Below are 24,548 nucleotides of genomic sequence, written 5' to 3' on the forward strand. Positions count from 1 at the left end.
AGATATGACGCACAATCATCCCGCCCCCCTGCTCGTCGAACTGCTGACCGAAGAGCTGCCGCCGAAGGCCCTCGCACGCCTCGGCGACGCATTCGCCGAAGGTATCGCACAACGCCTCGCCGCGCGCGACCTCATCGAAGGCGAACTCGTGTTCGAACGCTACGCGACGCCGCGCCGCCTCGCGGTCGTCGTGCAGAACGTGCGCGCCGTCGCACCCGACAGACAGGTCCGCGAAAAGGTCCTGCCCGTGTCGGTCGCGCTCGACGCCGAAGGCAAGCCGACGGCGCCGCTCGCGAAGAAGCTCGCGGCGCTCGGCCACCCGAACGCGTCGATCGCCGATCTCGAGCGCGCGCAGGACGGCAAGGCCGAAGCATTCTTCATCAACTACTCGGCGGCCGGCGCCACGCTCGCCGACGGCCTGCAGGCCGCGCTCGACGAAGCGCTCGCGAAGCTGCCGATCCCGAAATTCATGACGTACCAGCGCCCGGACGGCTCGGACGTGAAGTTCGTGCGCCCTGTGCATCGGCTGACGGTGCTGCACGACGATCGCGTCGTGCCCGTCACCGCGTTCGGCGTCGACGCCGGCGACACCACGCTCGGCCACCGCTTCCTGTCGGACGGCCTGGTCGCGATCCAGCATGCGCGCGCATACGCCGACACGCTGCGCGACAAGGGCCGCGTGATCGCGCACTTCGCCGATCGCCGCGAAACGATCCGCACGCAGCTGAACGAACATGCGAACGGCGACACGGTCGTGATGCCCGAGTCGCTGCTCGACGAAGTGACGTCGCTGGTCGAATGGCCGGTCGTCTACCCGTGCCGCTTCGAGGACGAATTCCTGCAGGTGCCGCAGGAATGCCTGATCCTCACGATGCAGACGAACCAGAAGTATTTCGCGCTGACCGACGTCGCGGGCAAGCTGCGCTCGCGCTTCCTGATCGTGTCGAACATCGACACGAAGACGCCGGGCGAGATCATCGAAGGCAACGAGCGCGTCGTGCGCCCGCGCCTCGCCGATGCGAAGTTCTTCTTCGAGCAGGACAAGAAGAAGCCGCTCGCCGAGCGCGTGCCGCAGCTCGCGAACGTCGTCTATCACAACAAGCTCGGTTCGGCGCTCGCACGCGTCGAGCGCCTCGAGGCGCTGGCGGGCGAGATCGCCCCGGCGATCGGCGCCGATACCGCGCACGCGAAGCGCGCCGCGCGCCTCGCGAAGGCCGACCTGCTGACCGACATGGTCGGCGAGTTTCCGGAGCTGCAGGGCACGATGGGCACGTACTACGCGCGCCACGACGGCGAAGCCGACGACGTCGCGCTCGCGTGCGCCGAGCACTACCAGCCGCGCTTCTCCGGCGACGCGCTGCCGACCACGCCGGTGTCGACCGCCGTCGCGCTCGCCGACAAGCTCGAAACGATCGTCGGCATCTGGGGCATCGGCCTCGCGCCGACCGGCGAGAAGGATCCGTTCGCGCTGCGCCGTCACGCGCTCGGCGTGCTGCGCCTGCTGCTCGAGAAGCAACTGCCGCTCGATCTCGTATCGCTGCTGCGCACGGCGCACGCACGCTTCGAAGGCGTGCCGGGCGTCGCCGAATCGACCGACGCGATCTTCGCGTTCTTCATGGATCGCCTGCGCGGCCTGCTGCGCGAGCGCGGCTATTCGGCCGGCGAAATCGACGCGGTGCTGAGCCTGAACCCGACGCGCATCGACGACCTCGTCGCGCGCCTCGACGCGGTGCGCGAATTCACGCGCCTCGCGGAAGCCGAAGCGCTCGCGGCCGCGAACAAGCGGATCTCGAACATCCTGAAGAAATCGGAAGGCGGCGCGAACGGCGCGGTGCAGCCGACGCTGCTCGTCGAGGCGGCCGAGAAGGCGCTGCACGAACAGCTCGCGGCCGTCACGCCGCACGTGCAGTCGCAGCTCGAGGCGCGTGCGTACACGGGCGCGCTGTCGGCGCTCGCCGCGCTGCGCGCGCCGGTCGACACGTTCTTCAACGACGTGATGGTGAACGCGGAAGATCCGGCGCTGCGCGCGAACCGTCTCGCACTGCTGTCCGCGCTGCACCAGCAGATGAACTGCGTCGCCGACATCTCGAAGCTCGCCGCATAAGGGCCGCACGATGCCGACCAGCCCCAACCGAAAGCTCGTCGTCCTCGACCGGGACGGCGTGATCAACGTCGATTCGGATGCGTTCATCAAGACGCCCGACGAATGGATCGCGCTGCCCGGCAGCTTCGAGGCGATCGCCCGGCTCAACCACGCGGGCTATCGCGTGGTCGTCTCGACCAACCAGTCCGGTATCGGCCGCGGGCTGTTCGACATGGCCGCGTTGAACGAGATGCACCTGAAAATGCATCGCGCGGCAGCCGCGGTCGGCGCGCGCATCGACGCGGTATTCTTCTGCCCGCACACGGCCGAGGATCACTGCGACTGCCGCAAGCCGAAACCCGGCATGATGCAGATGATCGCCGAGCGCTTCGAGATCGATCCCGCTCACACGCCGGTCGTCGGCGATTCGCTGCGCGACCTGCAGGCCGGCGTCGCGGTCGGCTTCCAGCCGCATCTCGTGCTGACCGGCAAGGGCAAGAAAACGCTCGCCGCAGGCAATCTGCCGGACGGCACGAAAGTCCACGACGACCTGCGCGCGTTCGCGCTCGATTTTCTTTCACACGAACACGAGTGATGCGGCTGCCGCGCGCATCCTCCCCAACACCAGACTCACGCCGATGCGCTTCGTCCGCTCCCTGCTGCTGCTGATCTACTTCATCCTGTACACGGTGCCGTACGCCACCGCGTGCTTCATCGCGTTCCCGTTCATGCGCCCCGACGCGCGCTACTGGATGGCGGCCGGCTGGTGCAAGTCGACGCTGTGGGTCGTGCGCTGGCTGAACGGCATCCGCTATCGGATCGAAGGGTTCGAGAACCTGCCCGACGGCCCGGCCGTGCTGCTGTCGAAGCACCAGTCCGCGTGGGAGACGCTTGCGTTTCCGGCGCTGATGCCGAAGCCGCTGTGCTACGTGTTCAAGCGCGAGCTGCTGTACGTGCCGTTCTTCGGCTGGGCGCTCGGGCTGCTGCACATGGTCAACATCAACCGCAAGGAAGGCAAGAACGCGTTCAATTCGGTGATCCGCCAGGGCAAGAAGCGCCTGTCGGAAGGCGCATGGATGATCATGTTCCCCGAAGGCACGCGCACGCCGGTGGGCAAGCAGGGCAAGTACAAGACGGGCGGCGCGCGCTTCGCGATCGAAACCGGCACGCCGGTCGTGCCGATCGCGCACAATGCAGGTCGTGTGTGGCCGCGCAACTCGTTCACGAAATTCCCGGGCGTCGTCACGGTGTCGATCGGCAAGCCGATCCCCAGCGAAGGGCTGACGCCCGATGCATTGAACTCGCAGGTCGAAGCATGGATCGAAGCGGAAATGCGCCGCATCGATCCCGACGCGTATCGCCAGGCGGGCAACGCCGGCACGCGCGATGCCGCGCGCGCCTGACGCCCCGGATTGCAGCCGTTGCGTACGACAAAAAGAAGCGAACTGATGAAACAGCGTCCGCGGCCACGGCCTGCCGTCGTGGCCCTCGATCATCGCCAGATGGATCTGCCGCTCTTCGACGGGCCGGCCGCCGCGCCGTCGGCGCCTGCCGCCCCGCCGGCGCCGCCCGAAGCCGCCCCCGCCGCGCCGCTCGATCCGGGCCCGGCGCCCGATCGCTCGCGCGTGCGCACGTTCGCGCTCGACAGCCGCGTGCTCGAATACCGGCTGAAGCGCTCGGCGCGCCGCACGATCGGCTTCACGATCGACGGCAGCGGGCTGTCGATCACCGCGCCGCGCTGGGTCACGCTCGCCGACATCGAAGCGGCGATCGCCGAAAAGCAACGCTGGATCTTCGCGAAGCTCGCGGAATGGAAGACGCGCACCGAGCAGCGCGCGCTGCCGCAGATCGACTGGCGCGACGGCGCGCAACTGCCGTATCTCGGCAAGACTGTGACGATCGCGCTCGGCGCGGGCGCCGTCGCGTTCGATGCCGACGCGCTGCGGCTGTCGCTGCCGCTGCCCGTGCAGGCCGACATGCAGCAGATCAAGGATCGCGTGCAGGGCTGGCTGCAGGGCGAAGCGAAACGCATCTTCGGCGAACGCCTCGTGGTCTACGCGGAAAAGCTCGGCGTCACGTATTCGATGGTCGCGCTGTCGTCGGCCGCGACGCGTTGGGGCAGTTGCTCGAGCGACGGCAAGATCCGCCTGAACTGGCGGCTGATCCATTTCCCGATGTCGATCATCGACTACGTCGTCGCGCACGAGCTGTCGCACCTGCGCGAGATGAACCACAGCCCGGCCTTCTGGCAGACCGTCGAATCGATCTTCCCCGAGTTCCGCGAAGCGCGGCACACGCTCAAGCATCACCCGCCCGAGCTACTGCCGTCGCTTTGATGCGATCGGTCACGACGTAAACGCCAAACGGGCGATGCGGATCACGCCGCATCGCCCGTTTTCGTTGCCCGCGACGCGCCACGCGCCGCGAACCGCTCATCCGGCGTTCAGTGCGCCTTCTTCTGGATGAACTCGATCTTGTAGCCGTCCGGATCCTCGACGAACGCGATCACGGTCGTGCCGTGCTTCATCGGGCCTGCCTCGCGCGTGACCTTGCCGCCTTGCGCCTTGATCTTCTCGCAGGCCGCGTACGCATCGTCGACCGCCACCGCCAGATGGCCGAAGCCATTGCCGAGATCGTAGGACGGCGTCTCCCAGTTGTGGGTCAGCTCGATCACGGTGCCCGTGCTTTCGTCTTCGTAGCCGACGAACGCGAGCGTGAACTTGCCTTCCGGATAATCCTCGCGACGCAGCAGCTTCATGCCGAGCAATTCGGTGTAGAACTTGATCGAGCGGTCGAGATCGCCGACTCGCAGCATCGTATGCAGCAAACGCATGTGTTGTACTCCTGTGGGGACTTTCCAGAGCCGGAAATTCTACCGGAGTCGGGTGAAATTCGCCGGGGGCGCCTAGCCGGGGGCGCCTAGCCGGGAACGGCCCAACAAGCACGCGGCCGATGCCGCGTATCGGCTGCCTCGGCGCGAGCAAGCGCGCAACGACTGAAAGCGGCACGATCCGGCTCGCCCGGGCACCGCGTCGATCGGGTAACATCCTTCCACTTCGCACCAAAAGCGGGCATGCGCGCCGCCGCCCGACCGCGACCACCCATTTTTTCTTGCCGCCCCACTGCCGTGCGAAACCGTCGATTCGAGCGCGCCGGACGCGCCGCCCGCCTGACCTCCGTGCCGCAAGGCCCGACCAGCGAGGCGCGCCGATGACCGCGCTTGCCGCCGCCCGCGTGCGCCGCGCACTCGATACGCGCGCCGTCGGCCTGATGATGCTGCTGTGCGCGATCTGGGGCTTCCAGCAGGTCGCGATCAAGAGCACGAACGCCGCGATCGCGCCGATGTTCCAGGCCGGGCTGCGCTCGGTGATCGCCGCGGTGCTGCTGTGGGGCTGGGCCCGCACGCGCGGCACGCCGCTGTTTCAGGCGGACGGCACATTCGGTGCGGGCCTCGCGGCCGGCGCGCTGTTCGCCGGAGAATTCATCTGCGTGTTCTTCGGGCTGACGCTGACGAGCGCGTCGCACATGGCGATCTTCCTGTACACGGCGCCGTGCTTCACCGCGCTCGGCCTGCACCTGTTCGCACCCGGCGAGCGGCTGCAGCGCACGCAATGGGCCGGCGTCGGCCTCGCATTCGCCGGCATCGCGCTCGCGTTCGCGGACGGCTTCCTGAAGCCGCGCGCGCCCGGCGCATCGGTGCTGGCAGGGCTCGCCGGCGACGCGCTCGGGATCCTCGGCGGCGCGATGTGGGCCGCGACGACGGTCGTCGTGCGCTCGACGGCGCTTGCGCGGGCCAGCGCGAGCAAGACGCTGTTCTACCAGCTCGCGGTATCGGCGGTCGTGCTGGTCGCGCTCGCCGCGCTGTTCGGCCAGATGTCGTTCGCGCGGATCACACCGGTCGCGCTCGCGAGCCTCGCGTATCAGTCGGTGATCGTCGCGCTCGTCAGCTACCTGTCGTGGTTCTGGCTGCTGACGCGCTACAGCGCGTCGCGGCTGTCCGTGTTCACGTTCCTGTCGCCGCTGTTCGGCGTCGCGTTCGGCGTGCTGCTGCTCGGCGAATCGGTCGGCTGGCGCTTCATGTCCGCGGCCGCGCTCGTGCTGACCGGCATCGCGCTCGTCAACGCGCCGCCGCGCCGGCGGATGTGACGACCGGCGCAAATACACGCGGGCAACAAAAAAGCTGCCCGTCGGGCAGCTCTCTTCGATACAGCGGGTGGGCGGCTCGCGCCACGCACGTCATCCGGCCTTGCGCACCGCCGCCAGCGCCTGCGCCACGCCGACATATTCGGCCACGCTCACGTCCTCCGCACGGCGCGCGAGATCGAAGTCGAGCGCATCGAAATCGATCGTCTCGCGGTAGTCGCCCAGCGTGTTACGCAGCATCTTGCGGCGCTGCGAGAACGCGGCGGTGACGATTTCGCCGAGCAGCGCCGGATCGACGTCCGGCAGTTCGTGCGGCTCGTACGGAATCATCCGGACGATCGCCGAATCGACCTTCGGCGGCGGCTGGAACGATTCCGGCGGCACGTCGAGCATCTTTTCCATCACGTAGCGGTACTGCAGCATCACCGACAGCCGCGAAAACGCCTTCGTGCCCGGCTCCGCGACCATCCGCTCGACGACCTCGTTCTGCAGCATGAAATGCTGGTCGATCACCGCATCGGCGAACGTCATCAGGTGAAACAGCAGCGGACTGGAGATGTTGTACGGCAGATTGCCGACGATCCGCAGCGACGGCTTGTCGCCGGGCATCGCGAGCGAGCGGAAGTCGAACGCGAGCGCGTCGCCCGCGTGCAGCTCCAGCAGCGCGCCGAAGCGTTGCTGCAGGCGCCCGATCAGATCGCGGTCGAGCTCGACCGCGTGCAGCGGCGACTCCGGCGTCGCGAGCCGCTCGATCAGCGGCCCGGTCAGCGCGCCGAGCCCGGGGCCGATCTCGACCATCCGCTGGCCGCGTGCAGGGCCGATCGTCGCGACGATCGAGTCGATCACGCCGTGATCGACGAGGAAGTTCTGCCCGAAGCGCTTGCGCGCGAAATGGCCTTGGTGCTGTCTGCTGTTCGACATCGACTGAGTAAAACGAAAAATACGACGAATGGGGTAAACCGGCAGCGTCAGGCTGCGCGGCGATGGCGCGCCATCGTGACGGCCGTATCGAGCGCGGCGATCATGCTGCCCGGATCCGCGCGGCCCGTGCCGGCCAGATCGAGCGCGGTGCCGTGATCGACCGACGTGCGGATGATCGGCAGCCCGAGCGTCACGTTGATGCCCTCGCCGAACGTCGCGTACTTCAGCACGGGCAGACCCTGGTCATGGAACATCGCGAGCACGCAATCGGCATCGGCCAGATGGCGCGGCTGGAACAGCGTGTCGGCCGGATACGGGCCGCGTGCGTCGATGTGTTGCGCGTTCGCGCGGGCCAGCGCCGGCGAGATCACGTCGATCTCCTCGCGGCCGAGATAACCGTTCTCGCCCGCGTGCGGGTTCAGGCCCGTCACGAGAATGCGCGGCGCGGCGAGACCGAAATCGCGCCGCAGGTCGCGATCGATGATCGCGAGCGTCTCGACGAGCCCGTCGATCGTCAGCGCGGCCGATACGTCCTTCAGCGGCAGGTGCGTGGTCGCGAGCGCGACGCGCAGCGGCCGGTGGCCGGTGCCGGCCAGCATCATCACGACGCGCGGCGTGTGCGTGCGTTCGGCCAGGTATTCGGTATGGCCGGTGAACCGCACGCCCGCGTCGTTGATCGTGCTCTTCTGCAGCGGCGCGGTAACGATCGCGTCGTACCGGCCGGCCAGCGCACCGTCGATCGCCGCGTCGAGCAGCCCGAGCACGTAGCGGCCGTTCGCCGCGTCCAGCTTGCCCGCCTGCGCGGGCGCCGCCAGTGCGTGATGCGCGACCGACACCTGCACGCCGCCGGCCAGTGTGGCCGCGTCGACGCCGACCGCGGCCGCACGCGCGTCGAGCAGTGCGGCATCGCCGAGCACGGTGAAATGCGCATCGGGCCAGCGCTGCGCGGCGTCACGCAGCGCCTGCACGGTCAGCTCCGGGCCGACCCCCGCGGGTTCGCCGGTCGTGATCGCGATCTGCAGCGCGGGCGTGGTCATCCGAGGCTCGCTCAGTTCGCCGGGCCGACGCCGCCGATCTTGTACTGCACGTACGACGAATCGCGCAACTCGCGCAGCCAGTCGGCATACGCCTGCTCGGCCTTGCGCTGGCCGATCGCCTGACGGGCGATGTCCATCTGCTGCTGCACCGACCCTTCCGCCTCGCGGCGGTTCAGCACCTGGATCAGGTGATAGCCGTATTCGGTACGGATCGGCTGGCTGATCTGGCCGTCCTGCAGGTTGTTCATCGCGCGCTCGAATTCCGGCACGGTCTCGCCCGGGCTGATCCAGCCGAGATCGCCGCCCTGCGACGCGGAACCGTCCTGCGAGTAGGTGCGCGCGAATTTCGCGAAATCGCCGCCGGCCTCGACCTGCTTGCGGATGTCGGCCAGTTGCTGGCGCGCCTGGCCTTCCGACTTGCCTTCGCCGACGCGCAGCAGGATGTGGCGCACGTGCGTCTGGACGATCTTCGGCGCCGCGGCGCTCGCGCCCTGGCTTTGGCGGCGATCGACGAGGCGCACGATTTCGAAGCCGTCCGGCACGCGGATCAGCGTCGGGTTGACCTCGCCCGGGCGCAGCTTCGACGCGGCGTCGACGACGTCGGGCGGCAGCGCGCTCGGCGCCTTGAAGCCGAGATCGCCGCCCTTCTTCGCGTCGTTCGCTTCGGAGTTGTTCTTCGCGAGGCGCTCGAAATCGGCGCCCGACTTCGCCTGCTGCAGCAGCGCTTCGGCCTTCTTCTGCGCGGCTTCGATGTCAGCCTGCGGCGCGTTGGTGGGCGCCTTGATGAAGATGTGCTGGAAGCGCAGGTCCTGCTGCTGCGATGCGTTCGGCCCGCGCTGGCTCGCGATGTAGTTCGCGACCTCGGCGTCCGACACCGTGATCTTGCCGTCGACCTCGCGCTCGCGCAGCTTCGACAGCATCAGTTCGGTGCGCGCGTCGCTCGTGAAGATGCTCCAGGGCACGCCCTGCGCCTCGAGGCGCGCGCGATACTGGTCGAGCGTCATCCCGTTCGCCTGCGCGAGACGCTGCAGCGTGGCCTGCACGGTCGCGTCGTCGATGCGGATCCCGTCGTCCTTGGCCTTCTGCACCTGGATACGTTCGAGCACCATCTGGTTCAGCACCTGCGCGCGCAGCTGGTCGGCCGGCGGCACCGGCGCGTTCTGCTGCTGCAGGCGGCGTGCGATCAGGCCGGCGCGCTGGTCGAGTTCGCGGCCCGTGATCACGTCGTTGTTGACCACGGCGACGACTTCGTCGGCGAGCTGCGCACCTTGCGAACCGAGTGCCTGCGCCGCGGCCGGCGCGGCGGCGAGCAGCGCGGCGGACGCGGCGAGGCTGGACACGACTGCCGCGAAACGAAGGGTTTTCTTCATTGCCACTGAAACTCCATTGAAATCGTGCTGACCGGTGCAGACATGCCGGCGTTACTCGTAGTTGCTGAAGCGGGACATCGGCGGCGGCGGCGGCGGCAACGGCGTGTAGCCCGGCACCCCGGCGCGGAATGCGGACACGAGGCCGTTGTCGATGGTCGACAAGCCCTTGAGCGTCAGCTGCATCATGAAGCGCGTCGACGAGTTCTGCTGTCCCGACGAATTGATGCCGTTCGCGGCCCGCTGCACCCCGACCCCGAGCGCCCAGCAATCCGCGTCGTATTGTAAGCCGACCAGACCGTCGACCACGCGATCTCCGGCGAAGTCGTAGTTGAACCGGCCGATCGCATACAGGCGGCGCGTGAGCGGCCACTGCGCGGACACCAGGAACTGGTTGATCGGCTGGTTGTCGAGCGTGGTATTCGTGCGCGTATAGCGGTAGCCGACGTTGATCACGCGGCGCTCGCCCGGGCTGTAGCCGAAACCGATACTCGACTTCACGAGCTGGTTGTTGTTCTGGTTGTACTGGAACGCCGTTTCCGACATGAAGCCCGAGCCGAGCTTCAGCGCGGCGCCGACGATCAGGTCCGAGTGGCGCGCCAGCACGGCGCTCTGCCCCGGGTTCAGCGTGACGCGCTGATCGGCGAAGTAGTACTGCTGCGCGATCACGAACCGCGCGCGCTCGTCGCCGGTGCGCGGGTCGATGAAGCGCGACGTCAGGCCGGCCGTGATCCGGTTCGCATCGGCGATCCGGTCGTTACCGACGAACGTGTTCGGCTGGTAGATCTCCGCGAGGCCGAAGTCCGATTCCGCGGTGTCGAACAGCGGCGCGTTCGACTGATCGCGATACGGCGTGTACACGTAGTACAGGCGCGGCTCGAGGGTCTGGATGAAGTCCTGGCCGAACAGGCGCACCGAACGGTCGAAGATCAGGCCCGAATCGAAGCTCACGGTCGGGATCGACTCGGTGAAGCGCTTCGGGCTGTTCGGCGTGGCGGACGACAGGTAGTTCAGGTCGTACGACGCCAGGTGGTACTGGACCTTCGGCACCGCGAAATAGCCGGGACCGTACACGCCGTACGAAATGTACGGGTTGAAGACGACCCGGTCGCCCTGGGTCGCATCGGCGGTCGTGATGCGGAACCGCGAATAGTCGGCTTCCGCGCCGAAGTCGAACCCGCCGACGTTGTACTTCGTGTACTTCACGTTCAACTGCGGCTCGCGGCTGTACGGCGCGATCGACGGCGGCAGCGTCTGCCAGTGCTGGTAGCGCGCGAGCACCGACCACGGGCCGTTGTTGTACGTGAGGCCGGCTTCCTGCTGGTACAGCGTCTGCGTACCGTTGATGAACTGGTTCGCCGACCCGAGGTCTTCGGGATACGTGTTGTCCGAGACCTTGTTGAAGTAGACGTAGCCGCCGAAGCCGCCGCCGAAGTTCTGCTGGTGCTGCCAGTAGATCGCGTAGCGGTTGCGATGCGCGAGCCGGTCGTCCGGCAGGTAATTGGCCGTAAACGTACCCGAATACGACGGCGACAGATAGCGGAACGTCGCTTCGGTCATCACGCCGCGCCGCGAGATGATGCGCGGCGTGAGCGTCAGGTCGCGGTTCGGCGCGATGTTGAAGTAGTACGGCAGCGACAGCTCGAAGCCGTTGTTCGAGTTCACCGAGAACGTCGGCGGCAGCAGGCCGCTGCGCCGCTCGCCCGACAGCGGGAACGTCATCCACGGGCTCGCGAAGATCGGCACGCCCTGGAAGAACAGCACGCCGTTGCGCGCGGTGCCCTCGTCGGCGCCCGTATCGAAGTCGAAGCGGCTGCCCTTGATGTACCACGCGGGGTTCGTCGAGCACTGGCACGCGGTGTACGTACCGTTGACGAACACCGAGCGCTCGTTGTCGACCATGTCGACGCGCTCCGCGCTGCCCGACCCGCCCGTCACGTTGAAGTGATACTTCGGCGCGGTCATGAAGCCCTGGTTCGCCTCGATCTTCAGGTGCGCCTCGGGGCCGGCGAACGACGTGCCGCCATTGACCACCTTGACCTGGCCGTACGCATCGGCCATGTCGGTATCCTGATCGTAGTGGATCGCGTCGGCCTTCACGACGGCGTCGCCGCGCCGCAGCTCGGCCGAACCCTTCGCGGCGAGGTCCTGCTCGGCGGTGCCGCTCGTATGGTCGGCAATGACGAAGGCGGCCGGCTTCGCGCCGTCCTTCAGCGGATGATCCTCGAGCTGGGGCGCGAGACGCAGATCCCACGGCGAGTCGAGCGGCTGCGGCTGCGCAGCCGCGCCCGACAGCTGCGCGTACGACACGGCCGGCACGAGGCCGGGCACGGCCAGGAGCGCGAGCGCGAGCCGCCGTTTGCGCGGCGCCCCGTCACCGGGGAAAACATTCGGGAATAGCGGTTTGGGCGGCATCTATCGTTTGGCGAATCGCCCCTTGTCAACCGCGCCTGCACGGCACCTTCACGCGCGGCGGGCCGCGCCGTCGAGCCGCGACTGCGGCTCTTCGCAAACCGGGGAGGCGATCGGGCGGACGGCGCGACAGGCCGCGGGCCTGCACGGCGGAAGCTGACGCGGGGCGCGTCAAAAAAGTCGTGGGGTATTATATGGCAAGACGTTCCCCCCTCCGCCGAGTTTCATGACGCCCCCATCCGCCGCATCCCAGCCCGACGCCCGCCTCGACGCGCTCACCGCGTGGCTGCACCCGCTCGCCGAGCGCTACGCGCTCGATCTGTCGACCCTCGCGCCCGCGTCGTCGGACGCCAGTTTCCGCCGCTATTTCCGCGTCGCGTCGGCCACGCGCCCCGGCGGCACGCTGATCGCGGTCGACGCGCCGCCGCCCGAGAAGTGCCGCGAGTTCGTCCAGGTCGCGCGGCTGCTCGCCGGGGCCGGCGATCACGTGCCGGACGTGCTGGCCCACGATTTCGACGCGGGCTTCATGCTCGTGACCGATCTCGGCCGCACGTCGTACATCTCGGTGCTCGATCCGGCCGATCCGGGCGCGGCCCGTCCGCTGATGCGTGACGCCCTCGACGCGCTGATCCGCTTCCAGCTCGCGTCGACACCCGACGTGCTGCCGCCGTTCGACGAAGCGTTCCTGCGCCGCGAAATGGAGCTGCTGCCCGAATGGTTCGTCGGCCGCCACCTCGGCAAGCCGGTCACCGACGCGATGCGCGGCACGCTCGACCGCACGTTCGCGCTGCTGGTCGCGAGCGCGCACGCGCAGCCGCAAGGCTTCATGCTGCGCGACTTCATGCCGCGCAACCTGATGGTCTGCGAGCCGAACCCGGGCGTGCTCGACTTCCAGGACGCCGTCTACGGGCCGCTGACGTACGACGTCGTGTCGCTGCTGCGCGACGCGTTCATCAGTTGGGACGAGGAGTTCGAGCTCGACTGCTTCGCGTACTACTGGGAAAAGGCGAAGAAGGCCGGCCTGCCGGTCGACGCGGATTTCGGCGAGTTCTACCGCCAGCTCGAATGGATGGGGCTGCAGCGCCACATCAAGATCCTCGGCCTGTTCGCGCGCATCAACTACCGCGACGGCAAGCCGCACTACCTGAACGACCTGCCGCGCTTCCTCGCGTATGCACGCAAGGTCGCGCTGCGCTATCGCCCGCTCGTGCCGTTCGCGAAGCTGCTCGACGAGCTCGAGGGCAACGCGCCGGCCGACGTCGGCTACACGTTCTGACCGTCCCCACACCCAGTCGAACATGAGCACTACCCTCACCACGGCGATGATCTTCGCCGCCGGACGCGGCGAACGGATGCGTCCGCTGACCGACGCCCGCCCGAAGCCGCTGCTCGAAGCCGGCGGCAAGCCGCTGATCGTGTGGCAGATCGAGGCGCTCGCGCGGGCGGGCATCGACACGATCGTGATCAACCACGCGTGGCTCGGCGAGCAGATCGAGGCCGCGCTCGGCGACGGTTCGCGCTGGGGCGTGCGGCTCGCGTATTCGGCCGAGGGCGACGCACTCGAAACCGCCGGCGGCATCGCGCAGGCGCTGCCGCTGCTGGAACGCGACGGGCAGCCGACGGTGTTCGCGGCGGTCAGCGGCGACGTATACTGCGCGTTCGACTACCGGACGCTCGCGCCGCGCGCCGCCCGGATGGCCGCGCTCGACACGCCGGCGATGCACCTCGTGATGGTGCCGAACCCGCCGTTCCATCCGGCCGGCGACTTCGCGCTCGGCGACGACGGCCGTCTCGCGCTCGACGGCGCCGCGCGCTTCACGTTCGGCAACATCGGCCTGTACGACACGCGGATGTTCCGCGACGTCGCACCCGGCACGCGGCGCGCGCTGACGCCGTACTATCGCGCGACGATCGAAGCCGGCCGCGCGACCGGCGAACTGTACGAAGGGATCTGGGAGAACGTCGGTACGCCCGCGCAGCTCGGCGAACTCGACGCACGGCTGCGCGCCGCCGCGGGCTGATCGGACGACGGGCGGCGACGCCCCCGTCGCGCCGCCCTTGCGCTGCGCGCCACGGCACGCGGCACGCCGCCAGGCCGCCACGCCCCGTTACGCGGCCTCGGCCTCTTCCCCGCCCGCCGCCGCGCGCTGCTGCTGCAGCGCCCACATCTGCGCATACAGCCCGTCCGCGCGCACGAGTTCGTCGTGCGTGCCGCGCTCGACGATCCGCCCGTGGTCCATCACGAGGATCTGCTGCGCGTGCACGACCGTCGACAGACGGTGCGCGATCACGAGCGTCGTGCGATGCCGCGCGATCTGATCGAGCTCGCGCTGGATCGCGCGTTCCGAGCGGGAATCGAGCGCCGACGTCGCTTCGTCGAACAGCAGCACCGGCGGGTCCTTCAACAGCGTGCGCGCGATCGCGACGCGCTGCTTCTCGCCGCCCGACAGCTTCAGCCCGCGCTCGCCGACCGGCGTGTCATAGCCCTTCGGCAACCCTTCGATGAAATCGTGGATGTGCGCGGCGCGCGCGGCCGCGACCACCTCGTCGCGCGTCGCCGTCGGCCGACCGTACGCGATGTTGTAGTAGATCGAGTCGTTGAACAGCACGGTGTCCTGCGGCACGATCCCGATCGACGCGCGCAGCGATTCCTGCGTGACGTCGCGAATGTCCTGCCCGTCGATCCGGATCGCGCCGCCCGCCTGCCGGTCGAGATCGTAGAAGCGGAACAGCAGCCGCGACAGCGTCGATTTCCCCGACCCGCTGTGGCCGACCACCGCGGTCGTCGTGCCGGCCTCGATCGTGAACGTCACGTCGTGCAGGATCTGCCGCGACGGCTCGTACGCGAAGTTCACGTGCTCGAAGCGCACCTGCGCGCCGGCCACCGCGAGCGGCGGCGCATCGGGCCGGTCGGCCACTTCCTTCGGCGCCGACAGCAACCCGAACATCCGGTCCATGTCGGTCAGGCTCTGCTTCAGCTCGCGATAGACGACGCCGAGGAAATTCAGCGGAATGTACAGCTGCAGCATGAACGTGTTGATCAGCACGAGATCGCCAAGCGTCAGCTTGCCCGCGAGCACGCCCTGCGTCGCGCGCCACAGGATGAACACGAGCCCCGTGCCGATGATCGCCTGCTGGCCGAAGTTCAGCACCGACAGCGAGTTCTGCGAGCGGATCGCGGCCTTCCGGTAGCGCTTCAGGTTCTCGTCGTAGCGCTGCGCTTCCCACGCCTCGTTGCCGAAGTACTTCACCGTCTCGTAGTTGATCAGCGAATCGATCGCCCGCGAGTTCGCGCGCGAATCGAGCTCGTTCATCGTGCGGCGAAAATGCGTGCGCCAGTTGGTGACCTTCACGGTGAACACGATGTACGTGACCAGCGCCGCGAACGTCACGTACGCGTAGTAGGCCTCGTACTTGACCACGAAGAAGCCGAGCACGAGCCCGACCTCGACGAGCGTCGGCAGGATGCTGTACAGCGAATACGAAATCAGTTGCTGGATGCCGCGCGTGCCGCGCTCGATGTCGCGCGACATGCCGCCCGTCTGGCGCTCGAGATGAAACCGCAGCGACAGCCCGTGCAGATGCCGGAACACCTGCAGCGCGAGCTGGCGCACCGCGCTCTCGGTGACCTTCGAGAACAGGATTTCGCGCAGTTCGGTGAACAGCGACGTCGACAGCCGCACGAGCGCATACGCGACGACCAGCAGCCCGACGCCGCCCGCGAGCACGATGCCGGCCGACTGCTCGGCACGGCCGAGCGCGGTGAGCTGCTGCACGGCGGACAGGTGATCGACGATGCGCTTCATCACGACCGGCACGCCGAGGTTCGCGACCTTCGCCCCGATCAGGCAGCCGAGCGCGAGCGCGACGCGCCATTTGTAGGTGGTCAGGTACGGCAGCAGCGACCGGATGGTCTGCCAGTCGTTGCGAGGCCCGGTCGAAGCCGGCGCGGGCTCGCCGGAAGCGGGAAATCGGCGCATGGGGAAAGGTCCTGCGGCAATGCGGGACGCGCGTATCGGCGGCCGGCTCGCGCGCTTTCTCGTACAATTTGCGAACGTTGTATTGTCGCAGAAGCCGCTTCGCGCCGCTGCCGGCGGCCTCGCCGGCCAGCCTGCGCGCGGCGGCTCGTTTATTACAGGATGAAAGCCCCCGCCATGACCGATTCGACCCTCGAACTCCCGCAGAAGCAGCCCGCGCTGCGCGTCGTCCCGCAACCGCACGATGCGAACGTTCACGGCGACGTGTTCGGCGGCTGGATCATGTCGCAGGTCGACATCGCCGGCTCGATTCCCGCGAGCCAGCGCGCGAACGGCCGCGTCGCGACGGTCGCGGTCAATTCGTTCGTGTTCAAGCAGCCGGTATTCGTCGGCGATCTGCTGAGCTTCTACGCCACCATCATGCGCACCGGCAACACGTCGATCACGGTCGACGTCGAGGTGTACGCGCAGCGCATGCGCCTGATGGGCGAAGTCGTGAAAGTCACCGAAGCGACGCTCACCTACGTCGCGACCGGCCCTGACCGCAAGCCGCGGCAACTGCCGCCGCTCTGACGGCGGGCAAGCGCCGCGGTGCGGCAGGCGGCCGTCAGTGCGTGGCCGTCAGTGCGTGGCCGTCAGCCCGAACTCCCGCATCGCGGGCACGAAATCGTGATTCAGCGTCGGCTTGCGCGACAGCTTGACCAGCACGTAGCGCTGGAACGGCGCGAGCCGCTGCCAGTGCGCGAGCGCGGGTGCCGGCAGCCCGGCCAGCGCGCTCTGCTGTACCAGCGACTCCGGTACCGCGTCGACGGCGCGCCAGGCCGGCTGCTCGTCCGGCTGGAACCATGACGGCTCCAGATCGGCGTGCGTGCGCAGCATTTCGAACAGCGCGTGATCGAAGTTGGGCTCGATCGCGGTGTCGTCGTCGGCCGGAAAGCGCGCGAGCAGCTTGCGGTCCTCGAGCGGCAGCAGTTGCCACTGGTCGAGCGAAATCCGCAGGCCGAAGCGGTCGAGATTGAAACGCACGATCATCGGGATGTACGTGAAGTTTTCCGACGAATCGTGTTCGAAGTTGAAGAGCAACGGAGCGTCGCTGAGTCCCATGGTCGTTACCTGACGTGGCGGATGCCGGCGCGGCCGGCTTGCCTGGGGTATTTTAGAACCTCTGCGCGCGGCCGGCGGCACGATCGTCGCCGGCCGTGCCTCGAATCAACGGGAGTGCTCGTGAATCCGACCCAATCAGACGAACTGCGCGACGCGTTGCGCGACGAACCGCGCGGCGCGATCGAGCTGCCCGTGAGCCGCACGCGCGGCGGCGCGGTCGAACCCGCGCACGACTTCGTCGGCCAGGAATGGCCGGTCGCACTCGTCTTCAACGGCATCTCGCACGCGGTGATGATGTGCACGCCATGCGAGCTCGAAGCGTTCGCGGTCGGCTTCGCGATCTCGGAAGGGATCGTCGCGCGCGGCAGCGACATCAAGGACATCGAGGTGATCCTGCACGCCGACGCGCCGCTGCCGCATGCGGAAGTTCATCTGGAAGTCGTCCAGCAGGCGTTCGCCGCGCTGAAGGACCGGCGCCGCGCGCTCGCGGGGCGCACGGGCTGCGGCGTCTGCGGCATCGAGAGCATCGACCTGCTCGACCTCGCGCCCGAACGCGTGCCCGATACCGGTTTTCTCGCGCGCCTCGCGCCCGACGCGCTGGCGCGCGCCGCGCATGCGTTACCGTCGCATCAGGCGCTGACGAAACTGACCGGCGGCCTGCATGCGGCCGCGTGGTGCGATGCAACAGGCGCGATCCGCACGGCATTCGAGGACGTCGGCCGCCACAACGCGCTCGACAAGCTGATCGGCTCGCTCGTGCTGGCGCGCGCCGATACCACCGACGGCTTCGTGTTCCTGTCGAGCCGCGCGAGCTACGAGCTCGTGCGCAAGGCCGCGCGGGTCGGCATCCCGCTGGTCGCGACCATCTCCGCGCCGTCGTCGCTCGCGATCGAAATCGCGAAGGCGGCCGGCTTGCGGCTCGTCAGCTTCTGCCGCGAAACGGGCCACGTCGACTACGGCACGGCCTGATCGCTCTCCCAACCGCGCACCGGCGAGCCACCGCCGGCGCGACCCGTTCCGTCAGTCGAACTGACGGAAATCCGGCTTGCGCTTCTCGAAGAACGCCGTCATCGCCTCGCGGGCCTCCGGCGCGCGCAGCATCTCGGCGAAATGGCGCGCTTCCTCGGCCATCCGCGCGGGCGTCGCCACGCCGCCCGTCTCCTTGAGCAGCGCCTTCGTCACACGCAGCGATGCCGCCGGCAGCGCCGCCAGCTTCGCCGCCTGCTTCGCCGCGAACGCGTCGAGCTCGGCCGCCGGCAGCACGCGGTTGACGATACCGATCCGGTGCGCTTCCAGCGCGTCGAACGCCTCGCCCAGCAGCAGCTTCTCGGCGGCGACCTGATGGCCGGCCAGGCGCGGCAGCAGTGCGCTGGACGCGGCTTCCGGGCACAGCCCGAGCTGCACGAACGGCAGCGAGAACGTCGCGGTGTCGGCCGCATAAACCAGATCGCAGTGCAGCAGCATCGTCACGCCGACCCCAACCGCGATGCCGGGCACCGCCGCCACGACCGGCTTGCTCGCGCTGCTGATCCGCGCCAGAAACTGGAACACCGATGCGGTGTCGTCCTTCGGCGGCGACTTCAGGAAATCCTCGAGATCGTTGCCCGCGCTGAAATTACCGTCGCTGCCGCGCAGCAGGATCACGCGCGTCGCCTTGTCTTCCTGCGCGTCGGCGAGCGCATCGGCCATCGTCTGGTACATCGCCGCCGTCAGCGCGTTCTTCTTCGCCGGGCGCGCGATCGTGATCGTCATCACGCCGTCGGCGCGTTCCACTTGAATGTCGGCCACAACCGTCTCCTTTGACTGTCTCTACCGGAATGAAAAAAACGGTGCGCGAGCTCGTGGCCCGCGCACCGTCGTCGCTTGTCGTCGCGTCCTGCTTACAGGCGTTCGATGATGCCCGCGGCGCCCATGCCGGTGCCGACGCACATCGTGACCATCCCGTACTTCAGGTTGCGGCGGCGCAGGCCGTGCACGACGGTCGCCGCGCGGATCGCGCCGGTCGCGCCGAGCGGGTGGCCCAGTGCGATCGCGCCGCCCATCGGGTTGACCTTCGACGGATCGAGGCCGAGATCGCGCATCACCGCCAGCGACTGCGCGGCGAACGCCTCGTTCAGCTCGATCCAGTCGAGATCGTCCTGCTTCAGGCCGGCGGCCTTCAGCGCAGCCGGAATCGCTTCCTTCGGGCCGATCCCCATGATTTCCGGCGGCACGCCGCGCACCGCGAAGCTCACGAAGCGCGCGAGCGGCGTCAGGTTGAACTCCTTCAGCACCTTCTCCGACACGACGAGCAGCGCGCCCGCACCGTCCGACGTCTGCGAGCTGTTGCCGGCCGTGACCGAGCCCTTGTTCGCGAATACCGTGCGCAGCTTCGCGAGGCCTTCGAGCGACGTATCCGCGCGCGGACCTTCGTCGAGCTTGATCTCGCGCGTCTTCACGTCGACTTCGCCGGTCGCGAGGTTCGGGAACCGCTCGGTGAGCGTGTACGCAGCGATTTCGTCGCCGAATTCGCCGGCCTGCTGCGCGGCGAGCGCCTTGCGGTGCGATTCGACCGAGAACGCGTCCTGGTCGTCGCGGCTCACCTTCCACTGTTCGGCGACGCGCTCGGCCGTCAGGCCCATCCCGTACGCGATGCCGAAGTCTTCGCTGCGATCGAAGATGTGCGGCGACATCGACGGCTTGTTGCCCATCATCGGCACCATGCTCATCGATTCGCAGCCGCCCGCGAAGATCGCGTCCGATTCGCCGACGCGGATGCGGTCGGCCGCCATCGCGAGCGCGGTGATGCCCGACGCGCAGAAGCGGTTGACCGTCACGCCGCCGACCGTCTGCGGCAGGCCCGCGAGCAGCGCGCCCATGCGCGCGACGTTCAGCCCCTGCTCGGCTTCCGGAATCGCGCAGCCGATGATCGCGTCCTCGATCACCTTCGTGTCGAGACCGGGCACCTGCGCGACCGCCGACCTGATCGCGTGAACCAGCAGCTCGTCGGGGCGCGTGTTCTTGAAGACACCGCGCGGGGCCTTGCCGATCGGGGTGCGGCTGGCGGCGACGATGTATGCGTCTTGCAGTTGTTTGCTCATTTCAGACTCCTTGTCTGCTCGCTCAGTTACGCACCGGCTTGCCGGTCTGCAACATGCCCATGATCCGTTCCTGCGTCTTCTGCGTGCCGAGCAGCTCGACGAACGCGCGGCGCTCGAGCGCAAGCAGCCATTCCTCGTCGACGAGGCTGCCGGCTTCGACGTCGCCGCCGCACACGGCTTCGGCGATGCGGCTCGCGATCAGGTAGTCGTGGTCGCTGATGAAGCGGCCGTCACGCATGTTGACGAGCGATGCCTTGATCGTCGCGATCGCCGAACGGCCCGCAACCGGCACGTCCTTCGCGCGCAGCGGTGCGCGGTAGCCGGTGTCGGCCAGCGCACGCGCTTCCTTCTTCGCGGTGTCGAGCAGTTCGAACACGTTGAACACGATCGTGTCGGACGGCTTCACGTAGCCCATCGCACGCGCGTCGTGCGCGGACGCCGACACCTTCGCCATCGCCGCGTTCTCGAACGACTTCGTGACGAACTTCAGGATGTCGGTGGTCGCGTTCGCGGCCGCCGCGGCGTCCGCTGCGCGCAGCGCCGCTTCCTTCAGGCCGCCGCCGGCCGGCACGAGGCCGACGCCCACTTCGACGAGACCGATGTAGCTCTCGACGTGCACGACGCGCTTCGCGCTGTGCAGCATCAGTTCGCACCCGCCGCCGAGCGCGATGCCCGACACGGCCGCGACGACCGGCACGTTCGCGTACTTCACGCGCAGCATGCCTTCCTGGAACTTCTTCACGAACGGCTCGATGCCCTTCGCGCCGCCCATCATGAACGCGGGCATCGCCTCTTCGAGGTTCGCGCCGGCCGAGAACGGGCCGCCCGGCGTGCCGAGCTTCAGCGACGTCGGCTGCCAGATCACCACGCCCTTGTAGTCCTGCTCCGCGAGTTCGATCGCCTGCACGAGGCCGTCGATCACGCTCGGTCCGATCGTGTTCATCTTCGACTTGAACGACACGATCACGACGTCGTCCTCACCGGCACGGTCGTCGACCCACGCGCGCACCGCGTCGGTCTCGAACAGCGTCTTGCCGTACGTCTTCGGATCGGCGCCGGCTTCGCCCAGCAGCGGCGCGCGGAACACCTGCTTGCGGTACACGGCCAGGTCCGAACGCGGCACGAAGCGCTTCGATGCCGGCGCCCACGAGCCTTCGGCCGTGTGCACGCCGCCCTGCTCGGCGACCGGGCCTTCGAGCACCCACGACGGCAGCGGCACGTTCGCGAGCGCCTTGCCGGCCGCGATGTCTTCCTGCACCCACTCGGCGACCTGCTTCCAGCCGGCAGCCTGCCAGCCTTCGAACGGGCCTTCGTTCCAGCCGAAGCCCCAGCGGATCGCGAGGTCGACGTCGCGCGCGTTGTCGGCGATCGACTCGAGATGCACGCCGATGTAGTGGAACACGTCGCGGAAGATCGACCACAGGAACTGCGCATGCGGATGATCCGTCTCGCGCAGCAGCTTCAGGCGTTCCGCCGGCGGGCGCTTCAGGATGCGGCCGACGGTTTCGTCCGCCTTCGCGCCCGAATCGACGTAGCTGCCCGTCTTCGCGTCGAGCACCTTGATCGCCTTGCCTTCCTTCTTGTAGAACCCGCCGCCCGTCTTCTGGCCGAGCGCGCCCTGCTTCACCAGTTCGGCGAGCACGGCAGGCGTCTGGTAGACCGGGAAGAACGGATCGTCGGCGAGGTTGTCCTGCATCGTCTTGATCACGTGCGCCATCGTGTCGAGGCCGACCACGTCCGCGGTGCGGAACGTCGCCGACTTCGCGCGGCCGAGGCGGCTGCCCGTCAGGTCGTCGACTTCGTCGAAACGCAGGCCGAACTTCGCGGCCTCGGTGATCACCGCGAGGATCGAGAAGATGCCGACGCGGTTCGCGATGAAGTTCGGCGTGTCCTTCGCGCGCACGACGCCCTTGCCGACGACGCTCGTCAGGAAGGTTTCGAGCTGGTCGAGGATCTCCGGGCGCGTATGCGCGGTCGGGATCAGCTCGACGAGGTGCATGTAGCGCGGCGGGTTGAAGAAGTGCACGCCGCAGAAGCGCGCCTTCAGCTCGTCCGAGAATCCTTCGGACAGCTTCGTGATCGACAGGCCCGACGTGTTGGTCGCGAAGATCGCGTTCGGCGCGATGTGCGGTGCGACCTTCTTGTACAGGTCGTGCTTCCAGTCCATCCGCTCGGCGATCGCCTCGATCACGACGTCGCATTCGGCGAGCTTCGCGATGTCGTCTTCGTAGTTCGCCGCTTCGAGGTATTTCGCGTCGTCCTTCACGCCGAACGGCGCGGGCGACAGCTTCTTCAGGTTCTCGATCGCCTTCAGCGCGATCGCGTTTTTCGGGCCTTCCTTGGCCGGCAGGTCGAACAGCAGCACCGGCACGCGCGCGTTGACGAGGTGCGCGGCGATCTGCGCGCCCATCACGCCGGCGCCCAGCACGGCGACCTTGCGAATCAGGAAATTGCTCACGGGATGTCTCCGGATAGTGTCGTGCAGCGCGGAATGTGAGGGCTGCACGGCGAAGTGAGTACCAGGAACCGTTGCGTTCGGGCGGCGCGGCGCGCGGCGCGCACCGCCCGGACTCGCGTCAGAACAGCGATTCGTCGACTTCCATCATCGTCTTCGAACCGGCGCGCGCGGCGCGGATCGTCGCCGCCGTCTCGGGCAGGAGGCGCGCGAAGTAGAAGCGGGCCGTCGCGAGCTTCGACTTGTAGAACGGGTCTCCGCTACGGTCGCCCGACGCTTCCTTGTCGAGCGCGAGACGCGCCATGCGCGCCCAGAAGTACGAGAACACCAGATGGCCGACGGTACGCAGGTACGGCACGGCGGCCGCGCCGACTTCGTCCGGGTTCTGCATCGCCTTCATGCCGATTTCCATCGTCAGCTTCTGTACCTTGTCGCCGATGTCGGCGAGCGGGTTGATGAACTCGGCCATCTCGGGCTTCACGCCTTCGGCTTCCGCGAATTCGGTCACGAGCTTGCCGAACTTCTTCAGCTTCGCGCCCATGTCGCCGAGCACCTTGCGTCCCAGCAGGTCGAGCGACTGGATCGAGTTCGTGCCTTCGTAGATCATGTTGATCCGTGCGTCGCGCACGTACTGCTCCATGCCCCATTCGGAGATGAAGCCGTGGCCGCCGTAGATCTGCATCGCGTGGTTCGTGCACTCGAACGCGTTGTCGGTCAGGAACGCCTTGATGATCGGCGTGAGCAGCGCGACGAGGTCGGCTGCTTCCTTGCGCACGGCTTCGTCGGCGTGCGACAGTTCCTTGTCGATCTGCAGCGCGGACCAGTACGTGAATGCACGCGCGCCTTCCGCGTACGCCTTCTGCGTGAGCAGCATGCGGCGCACGTCCGGGTGCACGATGATCGGATCGGCCGGCTTGTCCGGTGCCTTCGGGCCCGTGAGCGAACGCATCTGCAGGCGTTCCTTCGCGTACGTCAGCGAGTTCTGGTACGCGACTTCCGTGAGGCCGAGGCCCTGCATGCCGACGCCGAGGCGCGCGGCATTCATCATCACGAACATCGCGTTCAAGCCCTTGTTCGGCTCGCCGACCATCCAGCCCTTCGCGCCGTCGAGGTTCATCACGCACGTCGAGTTGCCGTGGATGCCCATCTTGTGTTCGATCGACCCGCACTTGATGCCGTTGCGCTCGCCCGGCTCGCCCGACGCGTCCGGAATGAACTTCGGCACGATGAACAGCGAGATCCCCTTCGTGCCTTGCGGCGCGTCCGGCAGGCGCGCGAGCACGAGGTGGACGATGTTCTTCGACATGTCGTGCTCGCCGCTCGAGATGAAGATCTTCGTGCCACTGATCGAGTACGAGCCGTCGCCGTTCGGTTCGGCCTTGGTGCGCAGGATGCCGAGGTCGGTGCCGCAGTGCGGCTCGGTCAGGCACATCGTGCCCGTCCATTCGCCCGACACGAGCTTCGGCAGGTATTGCTGCTGCAGTTCCGGCGCGCCGTGCGCGTGCAGGCATTCGTACGCGCCGTGCGACAGGCCCGGATACATCGTCCATGCCTGGTTCGCCGAGTTCAGCATTTCGTAGAGCGCGTTGTTCACGAACGCGGGCAGCCCCTGGCCGCCGTAGTCCGGATCGCAGCCGAGCGCCGGCCAGCCGGCCTCGACGTACTGCCGATACGCTTCCTTGAAGCCGGTCGGGGTTTTCACGACGCCGTCGCCTTCATACGTGCAGCCTTCGCGGTCGCCGACCTGGTTCAGCGGGAACAGTACCTCGGAGCAGAACTTGCCCGCTTCCTCGAGGACCTGGTTGATCGTGTCGGCGTCGAGGTCCGCATGCTTGGGCATTTGCTTGACTTCGGCTTCGACGTTCAGAAGCTCGTGCAACACGAATTGCATGTCGCGCAGCGGCGCGGCGTACTGTCCCATGACTCTCTCCAAAGGTGGGCAACGGCTCGAGCTCCTGGCGGGCGGGTC

General features: G+C 67.9%; 20 protein-coding genes. 9 read left to right on the top strand and 11 right to left on the bottom strand.

Annotated features, from left to right (window positions below):
• Window positions 1-4: 4 nt before the first annotated feature.
• The 4 genes from glyS to KR541_RS14080 are packed head-to-tail and all read left to right on the top strand — an operon-like array spanning window position 5 to window position 4,419.
• Entirely contained in the window at window positions 5-2,104 is a 2,100-nt protein-coding gene (gene glyS, locus KR541_RS14065) for a glycine--tRNA ligase subunit beta (protein ID WP_216089591.1), read from the top strand.
• 10 nt (window positions 2,105-2,114) lie between these two features.
• The gene (gene gmhB / locus KR541_RS14070) at window positions 2,115-2,678 is read left to right on the top strand and encodes a D-glycero-beta-D-manno-heptose 1,7-bisphosphate 7-phosphatase (protein WP_050014654.1); all 564 of its coding nucleotides are present in this window, start codon (window positions 2,115-2,117) and stop codon (window positions 2,676-2,678) included.
• A 43-nt stretch (window positions 2,679-2,721) separates the two neighbouring features.
• Window positions 2,722-3,486, top strand: coding sequence for a lysophospholipid acyltransferase family protein (locus KR541_RS14075; protein WP_050014656.1), 765 nt, complete (start codon window positions 2,722-2,724; stop codon window positions 3,484-3,486).
• A 45-nt stretch (window positions 3,487-3,531) separates the two neighbouring features.
• Entirely contained in the window at window positions 3,532-4,419 is an 888-nt protein-coding gene (locus KR541_RS14080; protein ID WP_050014658.1) for a M48 family metallopeptidase, read from the top strand.
• A gap of 107 nt (window positions 4,420-4,526) precedes the next feature.
• Here the strand turns inward: KR541_RS14080 and gloA are convergent, their stop codons facing one another.
• The gene (gene gloA, locus KR541_RS14085; protein WP_050014660.1) at window positions 4,527-4,916 is read right to left on the bottom strand and encodes a lactoylglutathione lyase; all 390 of its coding nucleotides are present in this window, start codon (window positions 4,914-4,916) and stop codon (window positions 4,527-4,529) included.
• A gap of 377 nt (window positions 4,917-5,293) precedes the next feature.
• On the opposite strand from gloA, the gene KR541_RS14090 reads away from it, so the two are divergent.
• Window positions 5,294-6,229, top strand: a complete 936-nt coding sequence (locus KR541_RS14090) for a DMT family transporter (RefSeq protein ID WP_216089592.1) — start codon at window positions 5,294-5,296, stop codon at window positions 6,227-6,229.
• 90 nt (window positions 6,230-6,319) lie between these two features.
• Here the strand turns inward: KR541_RS14090 and rsmA are convergent, their stop codons facing one another.
• From rsmA to KR541_RS14110, 4 genes are read right to left on the bottom strand one after another with little or no spacing between them, the layout of a single operon-like run.
• Window positions 6,320-7,147: a 16S rRNA (adenine(1518)-N(6)/adenine(1519)-N(6))-dimethyltransferase RsmA gene (rsmA, locus tag KR541_RS14095; protein ID WP_050014664.1), complete on the bottom strand. Its 828-nt coding sequence runs from the start codon at window positions 7,145-7,147 to the stop codon at window positions 6,320-6,322.
• A gap of 47 nt (window positions 7,148-7,194) precedes the next feature.
• Window positions 7,195-8,184, bottom strand: a complete 990-nt coding sequence (gene pdxA, locus KR541_RS14100; RefSeq protein ID WP_216089593.1) for a 4-hydroxythreonine-4-phosphate dehydrogenase PdxA — start codon at window positions 8,182-8,184, stop codon at window positions 7,195-7,197.
• Between the two features lie 11 nt (window positions 8,185-8,195).
• The gene (locus KR541_RS14105; protein WP_050014667.1) at window positions 8,196-9,554 is read right to left on the bottom strand and encodes a peptidylprolyl isomerase; all 1,359 of its coding nucleotides are present in this window, start codon (window positions 9,552-9,554) and stop codon (window positions 8,196-8,198) included.
• Window positions 9,555-9,605: 51 nt separating this feature from the next.
• Complete coding sequence (locus tag KR541_RS14110) at window positions 9,606-11,966, bottom strand: LPS-assembly protein LptD (RefSeq protein WP_050014668.1); 2,361 nt, start codon at window positions 11,964-11,966, stop codon at window positions 9,606-9,608.
• Between the two features lie 223 nt (window positions 11,967-12,189).
• Here KR541_RS14110 and KR541_RS14115 point away from each other — a divergent pair, with 223 nt between their 5' ends.
• Both KR541_RS14115 and murU read left to right on the top strand, forming a co-directional pair.
• Window positions 12,190-13,239: an aminoglycoside phosphotransferase family protein gene (locus KR541_RS14115; protein WP_050014669.1), complete on the top strand. Its 1,050-nt coding sequence runs from the start codon at window positions 12,190-12,192 to the stop codon at window positions 13,237-13,239.
• Between the two features lie 22 nt (window positions 13,240-13,261).
• On the top strand, window positions 13,262-13,984 hold the full coding sequence (gene murU, locus KR541_RS14120; protein ID WP_050014674.1) for an N-acetylmuramate alpha-1-phosphate uridylyltransferase MurU: 723 nt from the start codon (window positions 13,262-13,264) through the stop codon (window positions 13,982-13,984).
• Between the two features lie 87 nt (window positions 13,985-14,071).
• On the opposite strand, the gene KR541_RS14125 is transcribed toward murU, so the two are convergent.
• Entirely contained in the window at window positions 14,072-15,943 is a 1,872-nt protein-coding gene (locus tag KR541_RS14125; RefSeq protein ID WP_050014675.1) for an ABCB family ABC transporter ATP-binding protein/permease, read from the bottom strand.
• Window positions 15,944-16,117: 174 nt separating this feature from the next.
• Between KR541_RS14125 and KR541_RS14130 the strand changes: the two genes are divergently transcribed.
• Window positions 16,118-16,513: an acyl-CoA thioesterase gene (locus tag KR541_RS14130; RefSeq protein WP_006485741.1), complete on the top strand. Its 396-nt coding sequence runs from the start codon at window positions 16,118-16,120 to the stop codon at window positions 16,511-16,513.
• 48 nt (window positions 16,514-16,561) lie between these two features.
• Here KR541_RS14130 and KR541_RS14135 read toward each other — a convergent pair whose 3' ends face one another.
• Window positions 16,562-17,044: a nitrate reductase associated protein gene (locus KR541_RS14135; RefSeq protein ID WP_216089594.1), complete on the bottom strand. Its 483-nt coding sequence runs from the start codon at window positions 17,042-17,044 to the stop codon at window positions 16,562-16,564.
• A gap of 114 nt (window positions 17,045-17,158) precedes the next feature.
• Here KR541_RS14135 and fdhD point away from each other — a divergent pair, with 114 nt between their 5' ends.
• On the top strand, window positions 17,159-18,013 hold the full coding sequence (gene fdhD, locus KR541_RS14140) for a formate dehydrogenase accessory sulfurtransferase FdhD (RefSeq protein WP_089488805.1): 855 nt from the start codon (window positions 17,159-17,161) through the stop codon (window positions 18,011-18,013).
• Between the two features lie 51 nt (window positions 18,014-18,064).
• On the opposite strand, the gene KR541_RS14145 is transcribed toward fdhD, so the two are convergent.
• The 4 genes from KR541_RS14145 to KR541_RS14160 all read right to left on the bottom strand — a co-directional run bounded on the left by KR541_RS14145 (window position 18,065) and on the right by KR541_RS14160 (window position 24,500).
• Entirely contained in the window at window positions 18,065-18,832 is a 768-nt protein-coding gene (locus tag KR541_RS14145) for an enoyl-CoA hydratase (protein ID WP_050014678.1), read from the bottom strand.
• Between the two features lie 92 nt (window positions 18,833-18,924).
• Window positions 18,925-20,124, bottom strand: a complete 1,200-nt coding sequence (locus KR541_RS14150) for an acetyl-CoA C-acyltransferase (RefSeq protein ID WP_050014680.1) — start codon at window positions 20,122-20,124, stop codon at window positions 18,925-18,927.
• A 22-nt stretch (window positions 20,125-20,146) separates the two neighbouring features.
• Window positions 20,147-22,582 carry a 3-hydroxyacyl-CoA dehydrogenase/enoyl-CoA hydratase family protein gene (locus KR541_RS14155; protein ID WP_050014682.1) on the bottom strand — a complete coding sequence of 812 codons (2,436 nt, stop codon included), beginning with the start codon at window positions 22,580-22,582 and terminating at the stop codon, window positions 20,147-20,149.
• A 118-nt stretch (window positions 22,583-22,700) separates the two neighbouring features.
• Window positions 22,701-24,500 (bottom strand): acyl-CoA dehydrogenase C-terminal domain-containing protein, encoded by a 1,800-nt coding sequence (locus KR541_RS14160; protein WP_050014685.1) that lies wholly within the window; start codon window positions 24,498-24,500, stop codon window positions 22,701-22,703.
• Window positions 24,501-24,548: the final 48 nt, after the last annotated feature.

The sequence above is a fragment of the Burkholderia sola genome (assembly GCF_905400185.1).
Lineage (GTDB): Bacteria > Pseudomonadota > Gammaproteobacteria > Burkholderiales > Burkholderiaceae > Burkholderia > Burkholderia sola.